Origin of the sequence: Rothia sp. BD8 (assembly GCF_044878465.1) — a bacterium.
GTDB classification, from domain to species: Bacteria; Actinomycetota; Actinomycetes; order Actinomycetales; family Micrococcaceae; genus Rothia; species Rothia kristinae.
The window spans coordinates 1-23298 of record NZ_JANJES010000010.1 but is presented as its reverse complement, the minus strand read 5'-3'; the positions used below and the strand labels follow the sequence as shown (position 1 = coordinate 23298).

The window sequence follows — 23298 nt, the reverse complement described above, 5'->3', positions numbered from 1 at the left end:
CTTCGGACCGGAAATGCGAAATTTACGCGGGCGTCTCATTCGGTACAGAGTATGAAATATTTGTTTCATAGCCTGGCCCCATCGGCGGATGAGCGCCGTGTACGGCACCAACCAGATGGGGACCCACGATGAGCCTCGACCTTGCTCCCAGGAGCGGCGCAGCCCAGCCCTCCGCTCCGCCCCGCGCCGACGTCCCGGCGCCGAAGACGTCTTCCCTGACCATCACCGCGCTGCCGGCGTCCTACGCTCCGGAGAAGGAGCTGTCCAACCTGGACATCGCTCCCCTGCGCCGGCAACACTGGACCAGCTACAACTTCTTCGCCTTCTGGATGAGCGACGTGCATTCGGTGGGCGGCTACGTGACTGCCGGCTCACTGTTCGCCCTGGGACTGGCCTCCTGGCAGGTGCTGGTGGCCCTGGTACTGGGCATCGTGATCGTGCAGGTCTTCGTGAACTTGGCGGCCAAGCCCTCCCAGGTCACCGGAGTGCCGTACCCCGTGGTGAACCGGGCGATCTTCGGGATCCGGGGCGCGAACATCCCGGCCATCATCCGCGGCATCATCGCCGTGGCCTGGTACGGGGTGCAGACCTACCTGGCCTCCGAGTCGCTGTCCATCGTGTTCCTGAAGTTCTGGCCGCAGCTGGCCCCGCTGAACGACGCCTCCGCCCACGGCTTCATGGGTCTCTCGGCCCTGGGTTACATCAGCTACGGCATCCTCTGGGTAGCTCAGGCGGCCCTGTTCTGGCGCGGCATCGACTCCATCCGGAAGTTCATCGACTGGGCGGGACCGGCGGTGTACCTGGTGATGATCGCCCTGTGCGTGTACCTGGTGCCCAAGGCCGGGTTGCACAATATCTCCTTCAACCTCTCCGGCGCGGAGCCGCTAGGGTTCTTACAATCCATTCCGGTGATGCTCTCGGCCATCGCCCTGGTGGTCTCCTACTTCTCCGGCCCGATGCTGAACTTCGGCGATCTCTCCCGCTTCGGGAAGTCCTTCGAGTCCGTGAAGAAGGGCAACTTCTGGGGCCTGCCGTTCAACTTCCTCTTCTTCTCCCTGCTGACCGTGATCACGGCCTCGGCCACCGTGCCCGTGTTCGGCCGCCTGATCACCGATCCCATCAAGACCGTGGAGGCCATCGACACGCCGTTCGCCATCCTGCTGGGCGGCTTCACCTTCGTGCTGGCCACCGTGGGCATCAACATCGTCGCCAACTTCATCGCCCCAGCCTTCGACTTCTCCCACGTGGCCCCTCAGAAGATCTCCTGGCGCACCGGCGGCATGATCGCCGCGGTCGGCTCCGTGGTGCTGACCCCCTGGAACTGGTACAGCAATGACCTGGCCATCCACTTCACCCTGGATACCCTGGGCGGGCTGATCGGGCCGCTGTTCGGGATCCTGATCGCCGGGTTCTACATCGCCTCCCGCCAGCGGTTGTCCATCGAGCACCTCTATACCCGCAGCCCGCAGGGCATGTACTGGTGTCGCAATGGTTTCAATCCCAATGCGGTGTGGGCGCTGGTCATCGGTGGTGTTCCCGCCCTGCTGGCTGTGGTGGGCCCCAACCTGATGGCCATGGCCGGCGCCGGCAGCGGCCTGGCGTGGGTCTCCAACTACTCTTGGTTCATCGGCTGCGGCCTGGGCTACCTGGGCATGGTGCTGCTGGAGAAGGTGCACCCCAAGGTTCCGGTCGCCCAGTCCTGCAACGAGGCCGAGGCGGAGGCCAAGGAGCAGGCCGCCCTGGAGCTGGCCGCGCAGGGCGACCTGGCCGAGGCCCCCGTGCTTCCGGCTGACGCAGTCCTCGCTCAGAGCACTGCCGAGCACACGGCCCGGGAGGACTGATCCGGGATGCCGGTGGTATGCGTCATCAATCCGAACACAGATGATTCCATGACCGAGAGCATCCTCGCCTCGGCCCGGGCGGCCGCGGTCCCGGACACCGAGGTGGTGGGCGGCTGCCCGTCCATGGGTCCGGCATCGATCGAGTCTCACTACGACGAGGCCCTGGCCGTTCCGGGCCTGCTGGAGCAGATCGGCGAGTGGTCCTCCTCGGAGCGGGGTCGGCCGGTGCCGGATGGCTTCCTGGTGGCCTGCTTCGGGGACCCGGGTCTGGATGCGGCCCGCGAGCTCTCCCCGGTGCCGGTGGTGGGTCTGGCCGAGGCGGCCTTCCACATGGCCTCCCTGTTGGGGCGGCGGTTCTCGGTGGTGACCACTCTGGAGCGGGCTGTCGGCCGGGCTGAGGACCTGCTACGTACCTACGGCTTCGCAGAGCGCTGCGTGCGAGTCCGGGCCTGCGAGGTTGCGGTGCTGGCCTTGGAGGATCCGGCGTCGGGCGCGGTGCAGAAGCTCATCGAGGAGGGGCAGCGGGTGATGGCGGAGGACGGTGTCGACGCCCTGGTCCTGGGCTGTGCTGGCATGACGCACATGCTCGAGGAGGTCCGTGCGGCCCTGCCGGTGCCGGTGGTGGACGGTGTGGTCGCCGGGGTCAACCTGGTCGCGGACCTGGCGCGGATGGGCCTGCTCCCGGCACACCGCGGGGAGTTCGCTCCCCCGTTGCCCAAGCAGTACCGCGGTCTGCTGGAGAGTTTCACGCCGGCTTCTCTCTGAGCCAATCCATGCCGACTCCATGCCAGGGCCCGGGCTTCCTTTCCCTAGGAGGCCCGGCCCGTCGCTTGTACACTTCATGCCGCGGCCTCCAGCACGGCACCGTCCCCGACCAGGAGCGTCCAGGTGTCCGCGTCTCACCCCCTTTCCAGAAGCAGCGTCCTCAGCTTGGCTCCAGCGCATCACCGTTTCCCGAGGCACCCCTCCGTGCCACACTTCCGACGCCACGGGTCATCGCCGACGACCCGGCACTCCGGCACCGCCGGTCGGGCTGAAGCAGCGGGCACACGACAACGAGCCCGAGCTCATCGAGCCGGCAGAACGTCGCCAGGTCAGGCATCGCGAACGTAGGGTGGAGCGGGTCGAGGTCTTTCGGGATGGTAAATCGTGAAGAACCTCCATCATCCGGGAGACCTCAACTCCTACCCCGCCACCAGCGAACTCAACCGACTACGCCCTCGATCTCGAAGAGCTCCACAAGGAACCAAATACTAAGAATTAGAAAATGAGACGGGCCAGATCCTCTGACACTCAGCAGCAATATGGTCAAATCGCTCTTTCATGTCGGAGATATCCCAGCTCCCTGTGGTAAGAGCTTCCTGTAGCGTCCGATCCCCTTCAGGCGTATAATTACGCAAATCCTCGCGCTTACCAGAAAAGTCCTCCGGAAGGCGGCTGTTAACCTCGCCAGGAAGAAGCATGAGATTGCCAATTTTCGCCACGGGAACATTCCGGTTAGTTTTCATGGACTTGCCAGATTGAGACATGATATGTTCAATGCTTGAGTGGGTCCCACAAACGTAGTCCACACCGCTCCAATTACTATTTACCCTGCCAAGGATATATCTTATCATAACCGCATCTGCGCTGAAACCATTGTAGCTCCTCAGGCGCGCAATACCGTCGGAGAACTGTTTGTCGGACGGGATTATCCTATCCACTACCTCACTGAATTGTTTAAGGCAATTAATTATCTCGTTTCTCGTCTTGGCTCGGCTGACGTCGAAGGCCGTTGAGCGCCACGCGCGGCGCACAGTAGCAGTTGAGCCTTTATTGGACAAGCTCCATCTGAGCTGCAAACGCTCAATCTCCCTCAAGAAACGGGCGAGTATCGTAGAGTTAATAACATGCGGGTCGTTTTTGTACTTCCTAAACAAAGCTAAGAGCGTAGGCATCGGCGGTAATGCATGCGTGATCAAGATTCCATAAAGAGGGACTGAGATTTTCTGGAATTTATCATCCCTATAACCTCTGGCCCATCCCCGCCAGACGGTAGCGGATCCATGTGATCTGAGCAGCTCGCCAAATATGCGCAAGATTTCTGAACTTTCGTGAAACTCAGAAAGAATTAATCTTGCAGTAACATCATGTTCGCCACCCGCCTTAATGTAGTTTTCGACGGAACGTCTTATTTTCACTGCAACTATAGGATCATTTCGAGATTCAATATCCTTGGAGTTCCAATGATATCCCAAGAATCCCTCAAGATCAATTTTTTGTATTTGCGATGTATTCACATTTTCAACTATCTTAGCCCAGGAGTGCTCTTCAATTCTTTCCGCGGTTTCTGGAATATGTTTAAATATCTCATTTTTCACAAGATCCAGGGTGGTAAGGGACAATCCACGATCATTCAGGGTCTCGTAGACCGTCATCGCCTCACCAATAGTGTCAACCTGGACATAGACAATTCGCGAGTTGAGAGCGGCGTCGCGCAGATTTTTTAGTTCGTTAGTTTTTCTGGCGTCACTAAGCAGTGTGGGTGTATTTCGACTCTCACCCTCATCCTCTTCTCCCTGCGCCTCTGCCTGGTCCAGTTTATTTCCAATTAATTCATAGAATTTTTGATAGTTCCTTAGAATATTTCCAGATAGATTTTTCCCACTCCCATTTGCTTCGCACTCTTCTGACATACAGAGTTGAAATCTGTGATTTTCTTCCTCTCCATTTAGGACGAGTCTAGATTTATGATTTCCATCGCGATCAATGAATTTGAGGTAGTTATTAATGCCCCTTGCGCCAGTTTTGTTATTATATTTTAGATAATAATCCCTAAGGCAGGCAAGAAATATAAGAGTTGTTGTCATTCTTTGCTGACCATCGACAATCAAGCTTGACTCAGGACCATTTTTCGCCGTGACCATGCTACCAAGAAAATGTCCAGAATCTCCTGCACTGACCAGATCATCCCAGTACTCTTGGATATTCTGCTCAGTCCATGAATAATTCCTCTGAAATCTGGGCACGGTATGCTGTCCAACGCTTAGAATGTCACCAAAAGGCTTCTCGTTTGCATCAATTTGCATGTCATTTCCTCCTAAGCATGTCCCGCGTCCCGCATGGCACGCAGCTCCTTCTTCAGGTCGGCCACCTCGTCCCTCAGGCGGGCGGCCAACTCGAACTTCAGCTCCGCCGCCGCGTTCCGCATCTGCTCGTTCATCTGCTCGATGAGCTCCAGAAGATCCTCCGCGGGTGCTGCGGCCAAGCCGTCTTCCCGGATCCTAGCAGCTGCGGCCAGCGCCACGTTGTCCGAGTCACTCTGTGTCGCGGACTTCTTCCCCGCTCCCCCACCGGCCCCGGCACCAGCAGCCGAGCCAGCACCAGCGGCCCCGGTCTTCTTCCCCGTGACCGGCGCAGTGTGGTTGTTGGCCGCGGCCCGCATGGCCAGCAGCTCCTTGGTGTCCTCGTCCTCCCGGGCCAGCTGGTCCGTGATGTCCGCGATCCGCTTGCGCAGCGGCTGCGGGTCGATCCCGTGCTCCCGGTTGTACGCCTCCTGGATCTCCCGGCGTCGGTTGGTCTCGTCGATCGCGGTGCGCATCGAGTCGGTGATCTTGTCCGCGTACATGATCACCTCGCCGGACACGTTGCGGGCCGCTCGCCCGATCGTCTGGATCAGCGACGTCGTCGAGCGCAGGAAGCCCTCCTTGTCCGCGTCCAGGATCGCCACCAGGGAGACCTCCGGCAGGTCCAAGCCCTCGCGCAGCAGGTTGATGCCCACCAGCACGTCGAACTCCCCCAGCCGCAGGGACCGAAGCAGCTCCACCCGCTTCAGAGTGTCCACATCCGAGTGCAGGTACTGCACCTTGACCCCGTGCTCCACCAGGTAGTCCGTGAGGTCCTCGGCCATGCGCTTGGTCAGGGTCGTGACCAGCACGCGCTCATCCCGGTCGGTGCGCTTAGTGATCTCCTCCAGCAGATCGTCGATCTGATGCCTGGTGGGCTTGACCGTCACCTGCGGGTCCACCAGGCCGGTCGGGCGGATGATCTGCTCCACGTACCCGTCCGCCTGGGACAGCTCGTACTTGCCGGGCGTGGCGGACATGTAGATGGTCTGCCCGATCCGCTCCAGGAACTCATCCCACTTCAGCGGCCTGTTATCCAGGGCCGAAGGCAGCCGGAAGCCGTGCTCCACCAGGGTGCGCTTGCGGGACATATCGCCCTCGTACATGCCGCCGATCTGCGGCACCGTCACGTGGGACTCGTCGATGATCAGCAGGAAGTCATCCGGGAAGTAATCCAGCAGGCAGTGCGGGGCGGAGCCGGCCGCGCGCCCGTCGATGTGCCGGGAGTAGTTCTCGATCCCGTTGGTGAACCCCATCTGCTCCATCATCTCGATGTCGTAGGTGGTGCGCATCCGCAGCCGCTGGGCCTCCACCAGCTTGTTCTGGCTCTCCAGCTCCTTCAGCCGCTCGGTCAGCTCATGCTGGATGCCGTCGATGGCTTTGGCCATGCGCTCCGCGCCGGCCACATAGTGGCTGGCAGGGAACACGTACATCTCCGTCTCCTCCCGGATCACCTCGCCGGTCAGCGGGTGCAGGGTGTGGATGGATTCGATCTCATCCCCGAAGAACTCGATGCGGATCGCGTGCTCCTCGTACATCGGGATGATCTCCACGGTATCCCCGCGCACGCGGAACGTCCCCCGGTGGAAGTCCACGTCGTTGCGGGCGTACTGCATGTTCACGAACTGCCGCAGCAGGGTATCCCGGTCGATCTCCTCCCCCTGCCGCAGGGTCACCATCTGCCGCACGTATTCCTCGGGCGTGCCCAGGCCGTAGATGCAGGAGACGGTGGAGACCACCACGACGTCGCGCCGGGTCAGCAGCGCGTTGGTCGCGGAGTGGCGCAGCCGCTCCACCTCCTCGTTGATCGAGGAGTCCTTCTCGATGAACGTATCCGTCTGCGGGACGTACGCCTCCGGCTGGTAGTAGTCGTAGTAGGAGACGAAGTATTCGACCGCGTTGTTGGGCAGCAGCTCCCGCAGCTCGTTGGCCAGCTGCGCGGCCAGCGTCTTGTTCTGCACCAGCACCAGGGTGGGCCGCTGCACGGACTCGATCAGCCACGCGGCGGTAGCGGATTTGCCGGTGCCGGTGGCGCCGAGCAGGACGATGTCCTTCTCTCCGCCTTCCACCCGCTCGGTGAGCTGTTCGATGGCCTTCGGCTGGTCACCGGCCGGCTGGTATTCAGAGACGACTTCGAAGGGCGCGACGACGCGATGGATCTCCTGCGCAAGACTCATGCGCCCAGCCTACGCCGGATCGCACAGGTGTTCGACGCCGTCCGCTCCCGGCCGACTCTCCGCCCCGCACTCCCGCCCGGACATCTCCCGGACACCCACGCGAAAGGGCCCCTCCCCCACCGCGATCACCCAGATCACAGCGGGAGAAGGGGCCCTCCCTCAGCGGCCCAGCAACAGGTCGGCCGCCTTCTCCGCGATCATGATGGTCGGGGCATTGGTGTTGCCGGTGGGCACCGTCGGCATCACCGAGGCGTCCGCAACGTGCAGGTTCCGCACCCCGTGCACGGCCATACTCCGAGGATCCACCACCGCGTTCCGGTGGGTTCCCATCGCGCAGGTGCCCACCTGGTGGTGGTACGTCACCACGGAGTCCCGCACGTACTCCTCCAACCGATCCGCTGGAATGTTCTCCCCGGGCCACACCTCCCGAGCACCCCACTCCTCGGCGAGCGCGGTCTGCGCCCCGATGGCCTGGCAGTGGCGCACCGAGGCCATGAGCGCCTCGACGTCGGCCCTCACTCCCAGGGCATCCAGGTCGATGATCGCGGGGTCCGCCGGGTCCGGTCCCCTCAGCCGCAGGCGGCCCCGACTCTGCGGTCGGACGAGCCCAGCCATCAGGGTGAAACCCTTCTCCGGTCCGGGCATCTCTCCTGCCCCGTACCCCTCCGAGTACATCGGCACCGAGAAGAAGATCGGCTGCGTATCCGGCACGGCCTGATCCGGGGTGCTCTTGGCGAACAGGTGGACCTCCGCCGGAGCATCGGTGGCTTCCGGCACGGGATGCTCTTCATCGGTGGAGAAGATCACGGGCACCAGCAGGTGGTCGTGCAGGTTCGCGCCGACCCCCGGCAGGTCTGCGAGCACCGGCACGCCGATCTCCTCGAGGTGCTCACGCGGCCCGATGCCGGAGCGAAGCAGGATCTCCGGGCTGCCGATCGCCCCGGCACACAGCACCACCCGCTCGGCCCGCAGCTCGCGGATCTCGCCGTCCTGCTCCAGCTCCACCCCGACGGCGCGCCCGCCGTCGAGGATCACCCGGCGCACCACGGACCCGGTGACCAGGACCAGCCCATCCTGTTCCACCACCGGACGCAGGTAGGCATGCCAGGTGTTGAACCGCTTGCCGTCCCTGATGGTCAGCTGCATCCGAGACACCCCCTCGGGATCCCCGCTGTTGTAGTCGGGGTTCAGCGGGAATCCGGCTTGCTGGGCCGCTACGACCATCGCCTCCTGGATCGGATTGCGCTCGAAGTCCCCTCGCACGTCCAGCAGTCCCTCTCCTCCACGGGTCTCGCTCGCCCCACCGTCGAAGGTCTCGATCTTCCGGAAATACGGCAGGACGTCCTCCCATCCCCACCCGGGGCATCCGGAATAGGCCCAGGCGTCGTAGTCCTGGCGAGCGCCGCGCACCCAGATTCCGGCGTTCAGGGCGTGGGAACCGCCCATGACCTTCCCGCGCGGCAGGTGCAGCCGCCTCCCGTTGGCGCCCGACTGGGGCGCGGTCTGGAAGTCCCAGTCCTGTGCGCTGTGCCAGATCCGTCCCAGGTCCCGGAAGTGGGCGATGTCCGGATTGGTGTCCTGCGCACCGGCTTCCACGAGGGTGACGGTGTGACCTGCGTCGAGCAGACGACGGGTCAGGACATTGCCGGCGCTGCCCGCGCCGATGATCAGGTACTCGGTCTCCATCGACCTGTCCTCTCTCCTGTGATGCCGCGGTCACCCAGCGGCGCTTCGACGCGACCACGCGAGTGGTCGGGCGGCCTCAGCCGTTGATGACCTGGGGAACAGCCACGTGCTTCAGACCCTCGACGCCGAACTCCACGCCGAAGCCGGAGCTCTTGATCCCGCCGAAAGGGATCCGCGGGTCGATCCCGCCGTGCCCGTTGATCCACACGGTGCCGGCCTCGATGCGGGCCGCGACTTCCCGGGCACGGGCGGGATCGGAGGACCACACCGAGGCACCCAGGCCCACGTCCAGGGCGTTGGCCTGCTCGATCGCCCACTCCAGGTCCGAGTACCGGATGATCGGCAGGGCCGGACCGAACTGCTCCTGCACCACCAGCGGATTCTCCGGATCGATATCGGCCACCAGGGTGGTCGGGTAGAAGAATCCGGGCCGTTCGGCATCCGGGTTCCCACCCAGCAACACGCGGGCGCCGTCCTCCACGGCCGCACGCACCAACCGGTCCACGACGTCGTACTGCGCGCTGTTCTGCAGCGGGCCCAGGACGTTCTGCTCCTCCAGGCCGATCCCCATCGGCTGGGACCGGGCGAATTCCGTGAGGGCCCGGCACACCGGTTCGTACAGGGCATCCGGCACGTACAGACGCTTCAGGGCCGCACAGGTCTGCCCCGTGTTGATGAACGCGCCCCAGAACAGGCCCTCGGCGATGGCCTCCGGGTCCGCGTCCTCCAGGACGATGCCGGCATCATTGCCGCCCAGCTCCATGGTCAGTCGCTTCAGTGTGGGCGCGGAGGCCTCCACGATCTTGCGGCCCGTCGCGGTGGAGCCGGTGAACATGATCTTGTCGATCCCCTCGTGCCGGGAGATCGCCGCCCCCAGCTGCGGCCCACCCGGGACCACCTGCAGCACGCCCTCTGGCAGCACCGAATTCAGCACGTACACCAGGGCCAGCACGGACAGCGGGGTGTGTTCGGAGGGCTTGATCACGACGGTGTTGCCCATCCGCAGGGAGGGAGCGATCTGCCAGATGGAGATCATCATCGGCCAGTTCCACGGGCTGATCGCCCCCACGACGCCGATGGGACGGTAGGTCAGCGTCGCACGGGTCTGGCCGTCGTCGACCACGACCTCCTCCCCCAGCTCGAAACCGGCCGTCGCCCGCGTCCAGGCGGAGCAGCCCCCGACCTCGAAGCGGGCGTTGGGCCCGTTCAGCGGCTTGCCCTGCTCGCGGGAGAGCAGTTCCGCCAGCGGCTCGGTCGCCCGCTCGATCGCCTCCGCTGCCGCCACCAGCAGCTCACACCGATCAGCCTCAGAACGAGCGGACCATTCCCGCTGCGCCTGACGGGCCGTCGCCACGACGCGATCCAGGTCATCCTCATCCAGCTGGGGCGCGTATCCGATCAATTCCTCCGTGGCCGGATCATGCACAGGCACGGCGCGCGGAGCCCGGGCTCCGGCATCGACGGCGCTCAGCAGCTCAGTGTAGGTGGTGGGAACGGTGCTCATAGGGACTCCCGAGGACTCGACGACGATTGGCTAGTGTGGTGCACAGCACTATTCCAGCGGGGACGAACCCTGCCTTGCTCTCTCGTGCACGGGACTTGGCACAGCGCGCACCCCTCGACCGCCCCGGAAGGAGGCCCCGTGGTCCTGCATGATCTGGCGCAGTGGCGAGCCCTAATCTCGCGATCCTTCGCCCCGCTGCGCATCACCGCGGATGAGCAGACGTTCCGCGCCGGGCTGCGCGAGGTCGCCCTCGGAGACGTGCACCTGTTCGAGATGGCCACCGGACCCCACCGGGTGGAGCGCGCCCGGGACCTCATCGATCCGCACGCGCGCCCAGCCTGCAAACTCAGCCTGCAGCTGTCCGGCACAGCCGTGCTCACCCAGGATGGCCGGGCATGTCGCATCGGCCCAGGGGACCTCGCCCTGTACGTCACACAGCGGCCCTATCTGCTGGAGTACGAGCGCGGAGAGCAGCACAGCCTGGTCATCCAGTTCCCGCAGTCCTTCGTACACATCGCCCCGGACCTCATCGGTGAGATCACCGCGACCCGCGTCAGCCGCTCGGAGGGTCTGGGGCGGGTCGCGGTGCCGCTGTTCGAGCAGCTGGCGCACAACCTGGACGTGCTCTCCGGAGCGCACGCGATGAACCTGGTCCGCTCCGCCCTGGACATGCTGGTCACCGTGCTCTCCTCAGAGACGAGCAGCGTCCCGGAGAATCCCCTCTTCCAGCAGGCGGTGGCGTACATCGAGGACCACCTGGCGGAGGAGGATCTGGGACCACAGGCCATCGCGACGCACCTGTACGTCTCCGTGCGGCAGCTGCACGCGCGCTTCGCCGCGGAGGACCACACGGTGGCGGCGTACATCCGCGAGCGTCGTCTGGAGGCAATCCGTCAGGCCCTGGGGGATCCGCTGGCTCGCACCGAATCGGTCTCGGCCATCGGCTCCCGCTGCGGCATCCCGGATGCCCCGCATCTGTCCAAGGCTTTCCGCGCACAGTTCGGGGAGACACCGAGCGCGTATCGAACCCGCGTCCTCGCCGCGCCTGAATCCTCTTCCTGAACGGATAGCAGATGGCGGGGTCCGGACTCAGCTCAGCTCACGGATCAGCCGGTGCGCGGTCTCCAACCCCATCTCGATGGCCCCATCCACCACGACGCCGCGCCAGCCCCTGGCCCAGTCCGCTCCGGAGAAGCGCAGGCGGGTCCCGGTCTCCCGGAAGTGGTGCCAGCCGTCGGTGAACTGGCCCTTCCGCAGGGTGGCCCAGGCCTGACCGGACCAGCGGTCGGCGACCCAGTCGTGTCCGGTGCAGTCCAGCACGCGCAGGTCCGGTCGCCACTGGTCGAGGATGGCCTGACCCGTGGCAGGGTCCTCCAGGTCCACCCGTGTGTGGTCGGACCCGAAGACCACGCAGATGGTGCTGCCGTCGTCCAGGAAGTACTCGCTGCGCAGCATCGCGGCCGTGTGCGGCTGGGGCGCGTAGCCGAAGATGTTGTGGTGGCCCTCCACCTTGACCCACGCCTTGAAGCCGGTGGAGTTCCACCCGGTCTCGATGGTGCGGCGCATGCCCTCCGGCAGGGCCGGTTCGAAGCGGATCCCGGCCAGCGCCCCGACGGGCACCGTCATCACGACGGCGTCGGCCTCCAGGACCTCCCCGTCCGCCAGACCCACCCGGGCCCCGGTCGTGTCGTGGCGGACCGAGACCACCTCCGTGCTCAGTCGGATCGAACAGCGCAGGTCCGCGGCGATGCTCTCGTAGATGCCCCGCATCCCGTGGGTCAGCTTGTACCGGAGAGTCTGCGCATCCAGCAGCGGCAGGCTGTGATCCGAGAGGGCGATCCACTGGTTGGCCATCAGCGATGACCCGTTGTTGGGATCTCCGATGTATCCGGCGGACCAGTAGGCCTCGCACAGGTCAATCTCCTCCTGGGTGAAGTCTCCCTCCCGCAGCACGTCCAGGGGTCCGCGTTGGTCCGCCGCGCGGAAGGCCTCGGGAAGCTCGGGTAGGCCGGTGTAGTCCTCGGAGAGCACGTACAGGGGGTCGTAGGGGTTGGGGAAGAAGGCTCGGGCGTCGTCGAAGATCGCGGACATCGGCCGGGTGATCTTCGTGTCGATGTCAGCTTCGGTGCCTTCGCGCACCTGGCCTCCGGTGATCCAGTAGGCGCGATCGGTGATCGGGCTGGGATAGATGGTCTGTCCGTACCGGGTGATCTCGGCCCAGACGTGCGGTTGCATCCAATGCACCCACGTGGCGCCGAGCTCCAGCGTGTGGCCCATCCTCTCCTGGGTCCAGGCCCGTCCCCCGATGCGATCGCGGGCTTCGAGGATCTCGACGTCGAACCCGGCGGTCTGCAGCTCGCGGGCTGCGATCAGCCCGGAGAATCCGGCGCCGACGACGATGACGTGTGCGGTGCTCATTGATGACTCCTTCGGTGGGGTTGTCTCTCAGCGAGAGGTGGGAAGGTCGACGGGCTGAGTGTGATGGTCCAGATCCTGCAGACCGGCGAAATCCTCCGGTCTGCGCCGACGCAGGATCTCCGCCCAGATCCAGCCGAGAACGCCCGAGCTGAGGATGATCGTCGGCATGACGATCACCAGCGGGGTGGGACCATCTGCGCCGATCATCAGGCCGAAGTTCGCGAGGATCAGCCCGAAGACGGTGAGCAGGCCGAGGGCGGCCAGGGTGGGCGCGATGATCCTCGCCAACGGACCGTGCCCCTCCGGGTTGCGGTGGAACCAGGCGATGACGGCCACGGAGGTCACGGCCAGCAGGAACACCAGGCCGAAGGCCGCCGCGTTGGTCAACCAGGTGAACAGAGTGATCACCGGGAACAGCTCACCCAGGGGAGATCCGGTTCCCACCACTGCGAAGACCGCGATGACGATGATGGCGAGTGAGGACTGGGCCAGTGATCCCCAGATCGGGGCGCCGGAGCGCCCGGAGGCTCCGAGGCGCGACGGCAGGACGCGCGAGCGACCGAGGGCGAAGAAGTATCGAGCCGCGGCGTTGTGGAAGGCGATCAGCGCAGCCAGCAGACTGGTGATGAACAGCAGATTGGCCAGCACGGACAGCGGTTCCGAGTGCTGCGCAAGCCACAGGAACACCAGGTCCGGGCCTTCCTCTGCGGAGCGGGAGAGGATCATGCTCGGGCCCACACCCATGGCCAGGGCCCAGGCGGAGAAAGCGTAGAACACAGCGATCACACCGACGGCGATGTAGGTGGCGCGGGCCACGGTGCGCCGCGGGTCTTTGGCTTCCTCGGAGTAGATCGCTCCTGACTCGAAGCCCATGAAGGCGGCGATCGCGAAGGCCAGCAGCACCCCGATGCCGTGGGCGAAGAACTGACCCGGTTCGAGGGTCTGCGCGGAGATCCCTTCCGGCGCGGTACCCAGGGAGAGTACGCAGACCACGATGACCACCAGGAACTCCAGGGCCACGAGCACCCCGAGCACCTTGGCGGACAGGTCCACGCTGCGCACACCCAGAACTGCGACGACGGCCCATCCGAGCAGGGCGCTGAGCCACCAGGGCAGGCTGATCCCCATCGTCGCGATGAAGGCGCTCAGCGCGAAGCCGAACATCCCGTACAGCCCGATCTGCATCATGTTGTACGAGACCAGCGCCAACACGGCAGCGGCGATGCCCTGCCGGGGTCCGAGTCCTTCACCGATATAGGCGTAGAAGGCGCCGGCGTTCTGGATGTGCGAGCTCATCGCCCCGTATCCGACGGCGAACAGAGCCAGGATGACTCCCAGGGCCAGGTATCCCAGGGGCACTCCGAGCAGTCCGGAGACCGCGAAGTTGGTGGGCACTCCCCCGGCGAGCACCGTCAGCGGGGCTGAGGCGGCGATGATCATGAACACCAGTGCCGTGGTGGACAGATGCCGGCGAGCAAGCCCCGGAGTGTGCGGCAGGTCCTGCCGTTCTGGGTGCTCGGTGATGGCGGTCATGGTGGGCTCTCCTGAGGACGGCGGATCGTCTCCCCACTGTGCTCCCTGCCATAGCCGGCAGGCTTGTCCCTGAGTGCGCTGGGATTGGCCTCACGTGAACTCACCCATGCGAAAGGGCCCCCTCCCCCACCGCGATCCCACAGATCGCGGCGGGAGAAGGGGCCCAACAGAGCCGGCGGGCCTCACCCGCGCTCGCGCGGCTCCACCGTCTGCTCGGCGCCGGTCACGACGTCGTCGGCCGGGACCTCCCCGGCGCCCGTGCCCTCGGCGAGGTCCGCGGCCTCATCCGAACCTCCCTCGGCCCGCTGGCGGCGGATCTCCTGGTAGGTGTTGGGCACCAGGGACTCGTACTCGGGCGCGGTGGTCTCGTCGTACTCCGGGTGGATGGAGTACTCCTGCACGCTGGTGAAGTCCTCCTGGGCGCGGCGCCGGTACTCCTCCACCGGCAGCACCTGCTTCCACTGCCGGGTGCGCAGCGGCGGCAGCTCCCCGGCGTCCTCCTTGAAGGCCCGCACGATCATCCACGCCTGCACGAAGGTCAGGATGAACACCGGCAGGCCGATGATGATCACCACGTTCTGCAGGGCGTCCAGCCCCAGCTCACCGGCGAACAGCAGGATGGAGGCGGCCACCAGCCCGATGGACACGGTCCAGAACACCCGCTGGCGGATCGGGGACTCGTCCTCGTGCCCATTGGCCATGGAGTCCATGACGATGGAGGCGGAGTCGATGGAAGTGACGAAGAAGATGAAGATCAGCACGATCGCCACCACCGCGACCACCGGCAGGAACGGGAAGTTGCCGAGGAGCTGGAACATGGCCCCGGGGATGTCCCCTTCATCCACGACGGTGTGCACCAGGCCGCCCTCGCCGTGCATCTCGATGTCGAAGGCGTTCATCCCGAAGATCCCGACCCAGATCATGGTGAAGGCCGTCGGCAGGACCACCACGCCCAGGACGAACTGGCGGATGGTGCGGCCCTGGGAGATCTTGGCCAGGAACAGCCCGACGAACGGCGCCCAGCAGATGGTCCACGCCCAGTAGAACACCGGCCACTGCCCCAGCCACCCGGTGTTGGCGAAGGTGTCGTTGAAGAACATCATCTTCGGCAGGATGTACAGGAGGTTGCCCACGGACTCCACGACGCCGCGCAGCGCGAACATGGTGGACCCGGCCATGAGGATGAACAGCAGGAACGCCATGGCCAGGACGATGTTGAACGTGGACAGGCGCTTCACGCCCTTGTCCATGCCGTTGAGCACGGAGGTCAGGGCCACCGCGGTGATCAGCGCGATGATCACGGCCTGCACCCACCCGGAGACGGGCACCCCGTACATGATGGTCACCCCGGAGTTCAGCTACAGGGCACCCAGGCCCACGGACACGGCGATGCCGAACACGGAGGCGATCAGGGAGATGACGTCGATGGTCTTGCCCCAGGGCCCATGGATCCCGTCGCCCAGCAGCGGCTGGAAGGAGGAGGACACGCGCGGGGGCAGGCGCCGCTTGTACGTGAAGTACCCGAAGCCCAGCGCCGGCACGGTCAGCAGCACCCACACGCCCAGGCCGATGTGGAAGTCCGCGATGGACAGCGCGTCCAGGGCGGCCTCCTGGCTGCCGGGTTCGACGCCGTCGTAGGGCGGGCGGGCGAAGTGCGTCAGCGGCTCCGCGGCACCCCAGAACATCAGGATCGCGCCGACGCCGGCGGCGAAGGTCATGCCGAACCAGGCCAGGGTGGAATCTGCGGCTCGGAGTCATCCGGGCCGAGCTTGATCCGGCCGAAGCGGCTGACGCAGACGTAGACGAGGAACAGGGCGCACAGGGCCGTGCCCAGGACGTAGAACCAGCCCAGGTACGTCAGGATCCACCCGGAGACCGCACCGAACACGTCGATCATGGTCTGGGGGAAGGCGATGGTCGCCGCGGAGAACAGGAGGATGAACGCGGCGGCCGGGAAGAAGATCCCCGGGGTGGTCTTCAGACCGAGGCGTCGATGCAGCGAGTGAAGCATCCGAACATCATAAGGCACCTGATCACCGGGTGCGGAGTCGGCTCCGGGCAGAATCCGACGCCGGCCCCCGACGCCGCCCCATGGGTTAGCCTGGCCTCACCTGCAGATTCCCCGGTTCGCCCGGCGACGGAAGGAAGCCATGGCCCAGCATCGGATGAGCGTCCATCCCCTCGTGGTCCGCACCGTCCGGGTGCTCTCCGTCCAGGAGGTCACCCCGCGGATGCGGCGGATCCGTCTGGGCGGGGAGCAGCTGAGCTCCTTCGTCCCGGCCGGGCTGGAGACGACCGCCCCGGCTTTCCGGGCCCCGAGCTTCGATGACCACGTGAAGCTGATCTTCGCCGAGAACGGCCCGGTCCAGGCGGTGCTGCCGCGGCAGCTGTCCGAGGGCATCGAGTGGACCCCGGCCTCGGCGCGGATCACCCGGGACTACACCCCGCGCGCGGTGGACGCCGACGCCGGGGAGCTGACTCTGGACTTCGTGCTGCACGGGCACGGTCCGGCGGCCGCCTGGGCCCGGGCAGCGCGACCCGGGGACGAGCTGAGCTTCGTCGGCCCGAAGTTCTCGATGCACCTTCCTGCGGAGATCTCCGCGATGCTGCTGGTCGGGGATGAGACCGCGCTGCCGGCGATCGGGCGGTTCTTCGACGAACGCCCCGTGCAGGCCCCGGCGCACGCGGTGATCACCGTGTCCGAGGACGCGGCCCGCCAGGAGCTCGCCCTGCGCGAGGGGGATTCCGTGACGTGGGTGCGCAAGGAGCGCCCGGACGGGCCGGGGCTGCTGCGCGCGGTGCGCGAGACTTTCGCCGGGCTGGAGCTGGGGCCGGACCCGTTCCTGTGGGCCGCGGGCGAGGCGCGCAGTCTGCTGCCGCTGCGCCGATGGGCCAGCCGGGAGCGGGTCATCCCCAAGACCCACCAGTCCATGACCGGATACTGGCACGTCGCCATGGACAGCTCCGGGCGCGCCGCCGACGCCGCGCCGGGTTCTTCCGGACGCGCCGCCGGGCGCGGGCAGGGCGGAAGGGCCGCCGGCGCCGCCCAGTCCGCGAGCGGCACTGGGACCGACGGGCCGCGAGGGGGCCGGGAACCGGCCGCGCCGACCACCCTGCCCGTCGCCCCGGTGGCCTGGTTCGCGGTGGCCGCTGCCGTGCAGACCGGCCTGCTGGACGCCCTGGCCGACGCCGAGGAGGCCGAATCCGCGCAGGGCCCCGAAGCGTCCCCGGAGCCCGAGGCTTCTCAGGGGGTCCAGAACACGCCGGGACTCGAGGGCGCACAGGGACTCGAGACCGCGCAGATCGCCGAGGCCGCGGGCCTGGACGCCGCGCTCCTGCTCCCGCTGCTGGATCTGCTGGCCCGAGAGGGGCTGCTCACCCGACGGGACTCCCCCGGCACCTCCGCACCCGGGACCGAGGTCTCCGACTCCGTCGCTCCCAGGGCCGAGGTTTCCAACTCCCTCACTGCCGGGACCGAACCCTCCGGCTCCCCCGTTCCCGGGGCCGAAGCCCCCAACCGCCCGCCGTTCGGGGACTCCACCGTCGACGACCCGGCCACAACCGACCGGACGTCCGCGGTGCACACGGAAACGGGTGTCACCCGGTGGTCCCTGACCGAGCTGGGTCGAGAGCTGGTGGCCGATGAGCACCAGCGGGAGGGTTTCGAGCCCTTCGCTCTGGCCCAGATCGCCGAGCTGACCCGGTTGCCGCAGGCCCTGGGTGGTGGGGCCTCCGCGTGGCGGCGTCAGCACGGCGAGGGCTTCGCCCGCAGCATCGAGCAGCGGTCGCAGCTGTGGGAGGAGATGGCCGAGCGCGCCGCGACCCTGCCCTTCCTGCAGCACCCCATCCTCAGGGTGCTGGCGGAGATGGGCGCCGGCTCCCCCGCCCTCGTGGGGCCGGGGGCCGAGGTCCTCGCCGAGATGCTGGCGGACCGCGAGCAGGAGGCCTCGAGGCCGGAGAAGGTCGTGGACCCGAGCGAACCCGTGGTCCTCACTGACGCCCACGACGCCGATTTGCCGGCCCGTGGTCGGCCCGTGGTCTCGGTGCTGTGGCTGAGTCTCCTGGACGACGCCGAGGCGCTGGCGCACCTGCGGGCGCTGCGCCGGGCCTCGGAGCGCGCGGTGGTGATCGACGCCCCGCGCCCGGATGAGCTCGCGCCGTCGGCCGCGGTGCAGGAGCTCATGACCGTGGCCCTGACCGGTTCGGCCCCGCGCTCCGAGGAGCGACTTCTCGCCATGGCCCGGGAGGCTGGTTTCAGCCGGGTGCGCGTGGAGCAGCTGGGGTGGGGCAAGGTGGCCCTGCGGCTGAACGCCTGAGCCTGAGCACCGAACACAGACCCGCGCCGAGGCGGCGCCCGGCGCTCAGTCGTCGGCGCGGCCCAGCTTCTCCTGCCAGTCCGCCCAGATCCGCTCCACCTGCGCGCGGGTCTGCTCCGGGGTTCCGGAGTTGTCCACGGTCCAGGTGGCGACCTCGGCCCGCTCGGCGTCGGTGGCCTGCGCGGCGATCCGGGCACGGGCGTCCCCCTCGTCCATCCCCCGGGCCTCGACCAGGCGGCGCACCCGCTCCGGCTCGTCCGCGGTGACCACCAGGACGCCGTCGAAGCGGTCGGCCTGCCCGGTCTCCACCAGCAGCGGGATGTCCTCCACGATCACCCCCGCGAATCCGGGGCGCTGGGCGGCGGCCACCCGTTGACGCGCGGCCTCCTCGCGCACCGCCGGATGCACGATGCCGTTCAGTCGCTGCCGGGCCTCCTCGTCGCCGAAGACCCGCCGGGCCAGGGCCGGGCGGTCCAGGGCGCCGTCCGCATCCAGGATCTCGCAGCCGAAAACCGCCGTGACCTGCTCCAGCACGGGTGAGCCGGGGGCCATCAGCTCCCGGGAGATCCGGTCCGCGTCGATCACCACGGCACCCAGCTGCGCCAGCCGCGCGGCCACCGTGGATTTCCCCGATCCGATGCCGCCGGTCAGTCCGATGTGCAGCGTCACAGCCCGTCCCCCTTCGTCGATGTCCTGTCCAGGCCATCTTCGCAGGCAGACCCTCCCGATGCGACGCTCCCGATGCGATGCGCCTGAGGCGACGGTCCCGACGCGACGCTCCCGATACGGTGGCCCGGGGCGGTGGACCGGCCGCTGCGTGCCGGCCGGGGTCACCCGAGGATGGTGGGCGGCAGCATCGACACCCACCACACGGCCAGGACCACCGGGATGGCCGCGCTGAGCACCTGCCCCGGCCAGACCACGGCGTCCCGATGCCGCCGGGCAGTGTTCACGATGACGTTGGCCACCGCTCCCAGCAGACCCGCCAGCATCACCAGCGCCACGATCACGATGGCCCAGACCAGGGCCGGACCCGTCTCCTCCATGAGCGCGGGCCCCACCTGACTCGGCGGGGCACCGAAGAGCAGGGCCACCAGCGCCATGAATGCCCAGAAGAGCACGATCAGCCCCGGACCGAGCAGGCACACGGCGGAGGCTCCCATCCCCACCAATAAGAGCAGGACCGCGAGCACGATGTGCCCGGGGCCCTCCGGCAGCGGGTACCACACCAGCGCCCCCTTGGTGCGGCGTCCCAGCTCCTTCCGGGCGTTGAGACGACGCTCCTCCATCTGCCACACGAGCTGATCGACGGAGACCTGACGCTCCGCTCCGGCGGAATCCGTTGGCGGCGGTGCGCCGAGGCCCGGCCCTCCCTGCGGCGCACCGGGTGGGAGCGGGTCCCGTTGACCGAGCACGGCCGGGTGGGTGAGTCGGTGCCACTGCTCTCGCAGGGTCGGCCCCCGCCAGGCTCCGGGTCTGCCGTGGTCCTCCGGCGGAGGCTGCTGGCCGTAGGGGGCTTGCTGCTCGGGCGGGATCTGGCCCGGTGGGTGGTGCGGATCGAACGGGGGCTGCTGGGTCATGGGATGCTGGGTCATGGGATGCCTCCTTGGAGTAGCGCCGGTCCTGGGGCGCCGGGTGCTCCGCAGTCTAGTGAGACACCTCATCCTCTCGGGGTCGGGCTGTGGATAACCCCGGCGTCGAGCCCGCCCGCCGACCCTCGAGATCCCCGATACGGGTTCACCGCACCGAATCCGGACTGCGCCGCACACCGTCGCATACGGCAACGTCGAAGGCCCGGTGCCGAAGCCAGCGCACCGGATCCGCGGCGCGGGGTTCGTAGACTGGGCTGGTGACCGACTCCTCCCCCGACGCTCCCGCCGAACCAGCCGATCAGGCCAGCGCCTCGGCACCGACTGACGCCGCCCCGCAGGCCGAGACTCGCGCGCGCCGCTGCACCGTCCTGGCCGACACCGAGCCGGTGGAGAGTCTGCTGGAGATCAAGCGCAGCGAGTTCCTGGGGCACCTGGTCCGGGTGGAGACCGAGGAGGCAGCCCGGGAGCACATCGAGCGGATCCGCCGCCGTCACCACGACGCCCGCCACGTCTGCTCCGCCTTCGTCCTCGGGCCGGACCGGGACGTGCAGCGCTCCTCCGACGACGGCGAGCCGGCCGGCACCGCGGGCATCCCCATGCTGCAGGCCCTGCTGTCCCACCGTCCCGACCCCTTGGACCCCGAGCGGGCGGATCTGACGGACGTGTGCGCGATCGTCGTGCGCTGGTTCGGTGGGATCAAGCTCGGTGCCGGCGGTCTCGTGCGCGCCTACACCGAGGCCGTCACCCAGACCCTGGATGAAGCCCGCCTGGTGACCCGCTCCCGACGCCGCCTGGGCAGCGTCCCGGTGGAGCACGCGCGCGCCGGTCAGCTGGAGAACGAGCTGCGCGCCCACGGCTTCGCCCTGCAGGACACCGAATACGCCCCGGATCACGCCGTCCTGCACCTGTCCGTTCCGGATGACCCAGCCGCCCAGGAAGAGGCCGCCGCCCGCCTGGCCGCGCTGAGCTCTGGGCAGGCCCGCATCACCTGGGGCGCGGTCACCTGGATCGACGGCTGACCCCGCCGCTCCCCCTCCGCGAACCGTCACCCACGTGGCGTATCCGCGCCCCAAAACCCACGACAGCGACGGCTCGGCGCACTCCCCCACTCCCACGAACATGAGAGAAGGCCCCGCCCCCGTGAATCATCACGGGGACGGGGCCTTCGCCTCATCTCACGGCCTCACCGCGGGCCCCTGACGGGCGGCGCGGCGAGTGCCGAGGAGATCAGTTGTTGCCGCCGGTGAGCTTCTCGCGCAGAGCAGCCAGGGCCTCGTCGGAGGCCAGGGTGCCGGCGTCGGACGCCGGGGCCTCGGAGGAGTAGGAGGTCTGCGCGGAGGACCCGCCGCGGCCGCCGGTGGCCGCGGAAGCGGCGGCATCGGCGTCCTCGTTGAGGGCCTTGCGGACCTGCTCCTTGTGGGCCTCCCAGCGAGCCTGGGCGTTGGCGTACTCCTGCTCCCAGGCGGCACGCTGGGCCTCGTAGCCCTCGAGCCACTCGTTGGTCTCCGGGTCGAAGCCCTCGGGGTACTTGTAGTTGCCCTGCTCGTCGTATTCCGCGGCCATGCCGTACAGGGCCGGGTCGAACTCGGTGCCGTCCGGGTCCACACCCTCGTTGGCCTGCTTCAGGGACAGGGAGATGCGGCGGCGATCCAGGTCGATGTCGATGACCTTGACGAACAGCTCCTCGCCCACGGACACGACCTGCTCGGCCATGTCCACGTGGCGCACGGCCAGCTCGGAGATGTGCACCAGACCCTCGATGCCGTCCTCCACGCGCACGAACGCGCCGAAGGGCACCAGCTTGGTGACCTTGCCGGGCACGACCTGGCCCAGGGCGTGGGTGCGGGCGAAGGTCTGCCACGGGTCTTCCTGGGTGGCCTTCAGGGACAGGGACACGCGCTCGCGGTCCATGTCCACCTCGAGCACCTCGACGGTGACCTCCTGGCCGACCTCGACGACCTCGGAGGGGTGGTCGATGTGCTTCCAGGACAGCTCGGAGACGTGCACCAGGCCGTCGACCCCGCCCAGGTCCACGAAGGCGCCGAAGTTGACGATGGAGGAGACCACACCGGTGCGGACCTGGCCCTTCTGCAGCTGGTGCAGGAAGTTGGAGCGGACCTCGGACTGGGTCTGCTCGAGCCAGGCGCGACGGGACAGGACCACGTTGTTGCGGTTTTTGTCCAGCTCGATGATCTTGGCCTCGATCTTCTGCCCGATGTACGGGGCGAGGTCGCGCACGCGGCGCATCTCCACCAGGGAGGCCGGCAGGAAGCCGCGCAGCCCGATGTCCAGGATGAGCCCGCCCTTGACGACCTCGATGACGGTGCCCTCGACGACGCCGTCGTCTTCCTTGATCTTCTCGATGTCGCCCCAGGCGCGCTCGTACTGCGCGCGCTTCTTGGACAGGATCAGGCGGCCTTCCTTGTCCTCCTTGGTGAGGACCAGAGCCTCGACCTCATCACCCACGGCGACGACCTCGTCCGGGTCGATGTCGTGCTTGATGGACAGCTCGCGGGAGGGGATCACGCCCTCGGTCTTGTACCCGATGTCCAGCAGAACTTCGTCGCGGTCGACCTTGACGACTTCGCCGGAGACGAGGTCACCGTCGTTGAAGTACTTGATGGTCTCATCAACGGCCTTGAGGAAGTCCTCTTCGGTTCCGATGTCGTTGATGGCAACCTGGGGGGTGTTGGTGGTCATGTAGTAGGGGCTCCGATGTGGATCGTTGGTCGAACGGGTCCGACGCCTCGGCCCGCCTCCCGGCGGGTGATCCCCCTCCTGGCGGGCAGGACGAGGACGCACGGCACGGACATGTGCTTGGTTACTGATAGGGCGTACGCCTGGGCGTACCCGTCAAGTCTAGGGGCGGGGGGGGGGGGGGGGGGGGGGGGGGGGGGGGGGCGGGGGCCGCCCCCGCCCGCCGGCCCCCGGGGGGGGGGGGGGGGGGGGGGGGGGGGGGGGGGGGGGGGGGGGGGGGCCCGCGCGCCCGGCCGGGGCCCGGGGGGGGGGGGGGGGGGGGTTTGGGGCCCCCGGGGGGGGGGCCCCCCCCCGGGACGAGGGGGCCGCGGGCACTCCGGAGCTGCTGACGACGGCGGCGCGGATCGCTGAGCTGCGGGCCCGCCGGGCC

At 67.2% G+C, this 23298-nt stretch carries 14 protein-coding genes and 2 pseudogenes; 5 read left to right on the top strand and 11 right to left on the bottom strand.

The window, feature by feature from the left end; genetic code table 11:
* Nucleotides 1-128 precede the first annotated feature (128 nt).
* Both NQ707_RS08530 and NQ707_RS08525 read left to right on the top strand, forming a co-directional pair.
* Entirely contained in the window at nt 129-1841 is a 1713-nt protein-coding gene (locus NQ707_RS08530; protein WP_404435449.1) for an NCS1 family nucleobase:cation symporter-1, read from the top strand.
* A 6-nt stretch (nt 1842-1847) separates the two neighbouring features.
* A complete protein-coding gene (locus NQ707_RS08525) occupies nt 1848-2606 on the top strand; it encodes an aspartate/glutamate racemase family protein (RefSeq protein WP_269208927.1) in 759 nt (252 codons plus the stop codon).
* 174 nt (nt 2607-2780) lie between these two features.
* Here NQ707_RS08525 and NQ707_RS08520 read toward each other — a convergent pair.
* From NQ707_RS08520 to NQ707_RS08500, 5 genes and pseudogenes are all read right to left on the bottom strand, one after another.
* A pseudogene (locus NQ707_RS08520) lies at nt 2781-2943 on the bottom strand (ISL3 family transposase); the annotation flags it as partial.
* A 151-nt stretch (nt 2944-3094) separates the two neighbouring features.
* Nucleotides 3095-4909, bottom strand: coding sequence for a DUF262 domain-containing protein (locus tag NQ707_RS08515; protein WP_404435447.1), 1815 nt, complete (start codon nt 4907-4909; stop codon nt 3095-3097).
* Nucleotides 4910-4920: 11 nt separating this feature from the next.
* Nucleotides 4921-7122: an excinuclease ABC subunit UvrB gene (gene uvrB / locus NQ707_RS08510; RefSeq protein WP_404435445.1), complete on the bottom strand. Its 2202-nt coding sequence runs from the start codon at nt 7120-7122 to the stop codon at nt 4921-4923.
* A 159-nt stretch (nt 7123-7281) separates the two neighbouring features.
* Entirely contained in the window at nt 7282-8808 is a 1527-nt protein-coding gene (locus NQ707_RS08505) for a GMC family oxidoreductase (RefSeq protein WP_404435443.1), read from the bottom strand.
* Between the two features lie 76 nt (nt 8809-8884).
* Nucleotides 8885-10312 carry an aldehyde dehydrogenase family protein gene (locus NQ707_RS08500; RefSeq protein ID WP_061225446.1) on the bottom strand — a complete coding sequence of 476 codons (1428 nt, stop codon included), beginning with the start codon at nt 10310-10312 and terminating at the stop codon, nt 8885-8887.
* Nucleotides 10313-10450: 138 nt separating this feature from the next.
* On the opposite strand from NQ707_RS08500, the gene NQ707_RS08495 reads away from it, so the two are divergent.
* A complete protein-coding gene (locus NQ707_RS08495; protein ID WP_404435441.1) occupies nt 10451-11374 on the top strand; it encodes a helix-turn-helix domain-containing protein in 924 nt (307 codons plus the stop codon).
* A gap of 27 nt (nt 11375-11401) precedes the next feature.
* On the opposite strand, the gene NQ707_RS08490 is transcribed toward NQ707_RS08495, so the two are convergent.
* The 3 genes and pseudogenes from NQ707_RS08490 to NQ707_RS08480 form a co-directional block, all read right to left on the bottom strand.
* Nucleotides 11402-12730: an NAD(P)/FAD-dependent oxidoreductase gene (locus tag NQ707_RS08490; RefSeq protein WP_061225448.1), complete on the bottom strand. Its 1329-nt coding sequence runs from the start codon at nt 12728-12730 to the stop codon at nt 11402-11404.
* 27 nt (nt 12731-12757) lie between these two features.
* A complete protein-coding gene (locus tag NQ707_RS08485; RefSeq protein ID WP_404435438.1) occupies nt 12758-14263 on the bottom strand; it encodes an APC family permease in 1506 nt (501 codons plus the stop codon).
* Nucleotides 14264-14445: 182 nt separating this feature from the next.
* Nucleotides 14446-16274 (bottom strand): annotated as a pseudogene (locus tag NQ707_RS08480) (BCCT family transporter).
* A gap of 154 nt (nt 16275-16428) precedes the next feature.
* Here NQ707_RS08480 and NQ707_RS08475 point away from each other — a divergent pair.
* A complete protein-coding gene (locus tag NQ707_RS08475; protein ID WP_404435437.1) occupies nt 16429-18579 on the top strand; it encodes a siderophore-interacting protein in 2151 nt (716 codons plus the stop codon).
* 45 nt (nt 18580-18624) lie between these two features.
* Here NQ707_RS08475 and coaE read toward each other — a convergent pair whose 3' ends face one another.
* Both coaE and NQ707_RS08465 read right to left on the bottom strand, forming a co-directional pair.
* Complete coding sequence (gene coaE / locus NQ707_RS08470) at nt 18625-19248, bottom strand: dephospho-CoA kinase (protein ID WP_404435435.1); 624 nt, start codon at nt 19246-19248, stop codon at nt 18625-18627.
* 161 nt (nt 19249-19409) lie between these two features.
* On the bottom strand, nt 19410-20174 hold the full coding sequence (locus NQ707_RS08465) for a hypothetical protein (RefSeq protein ID WP_404435433.1): 765 nt from the start codon (nt 20172-20174) through the stop codon (nt 19410-19412).
* 365 nt (nt 20175-20539) lie between these two features.
* Between NQ707_RS08465 and NQ707_RS08460 the strand changes: the two genes are divergently transcribed.
* On the top strand, nt 20540-21190 hold the full coding sequence (locus tag NQ707_RS08460; RefSeq protein WP_404435482.1) for an IMPACT family protein: 651 nt from the start codon (nt 20540-20542) through the stop codon (nt 21188-21190).
* Nucleotides 21191-21398: 208 nt separating this feature from the next.
* Here the strand turns inward: NQ707_RS08460 and rpsA are convergent, their stop codons facing one another.
* Nucleotides 21399-22871, bottom strand: a complete 1473-nt coding sequence (gene rpsA, locus NQ707_RS08455; RefSeq protein WP_064725231.1) for a 30S ribosomal protein S1 — start codon at nt 22869-22871, stop codon at nt 21399-21401.
* Between the last annotated feature and the right edge of the window lie 427 nt (nt 22872-23298).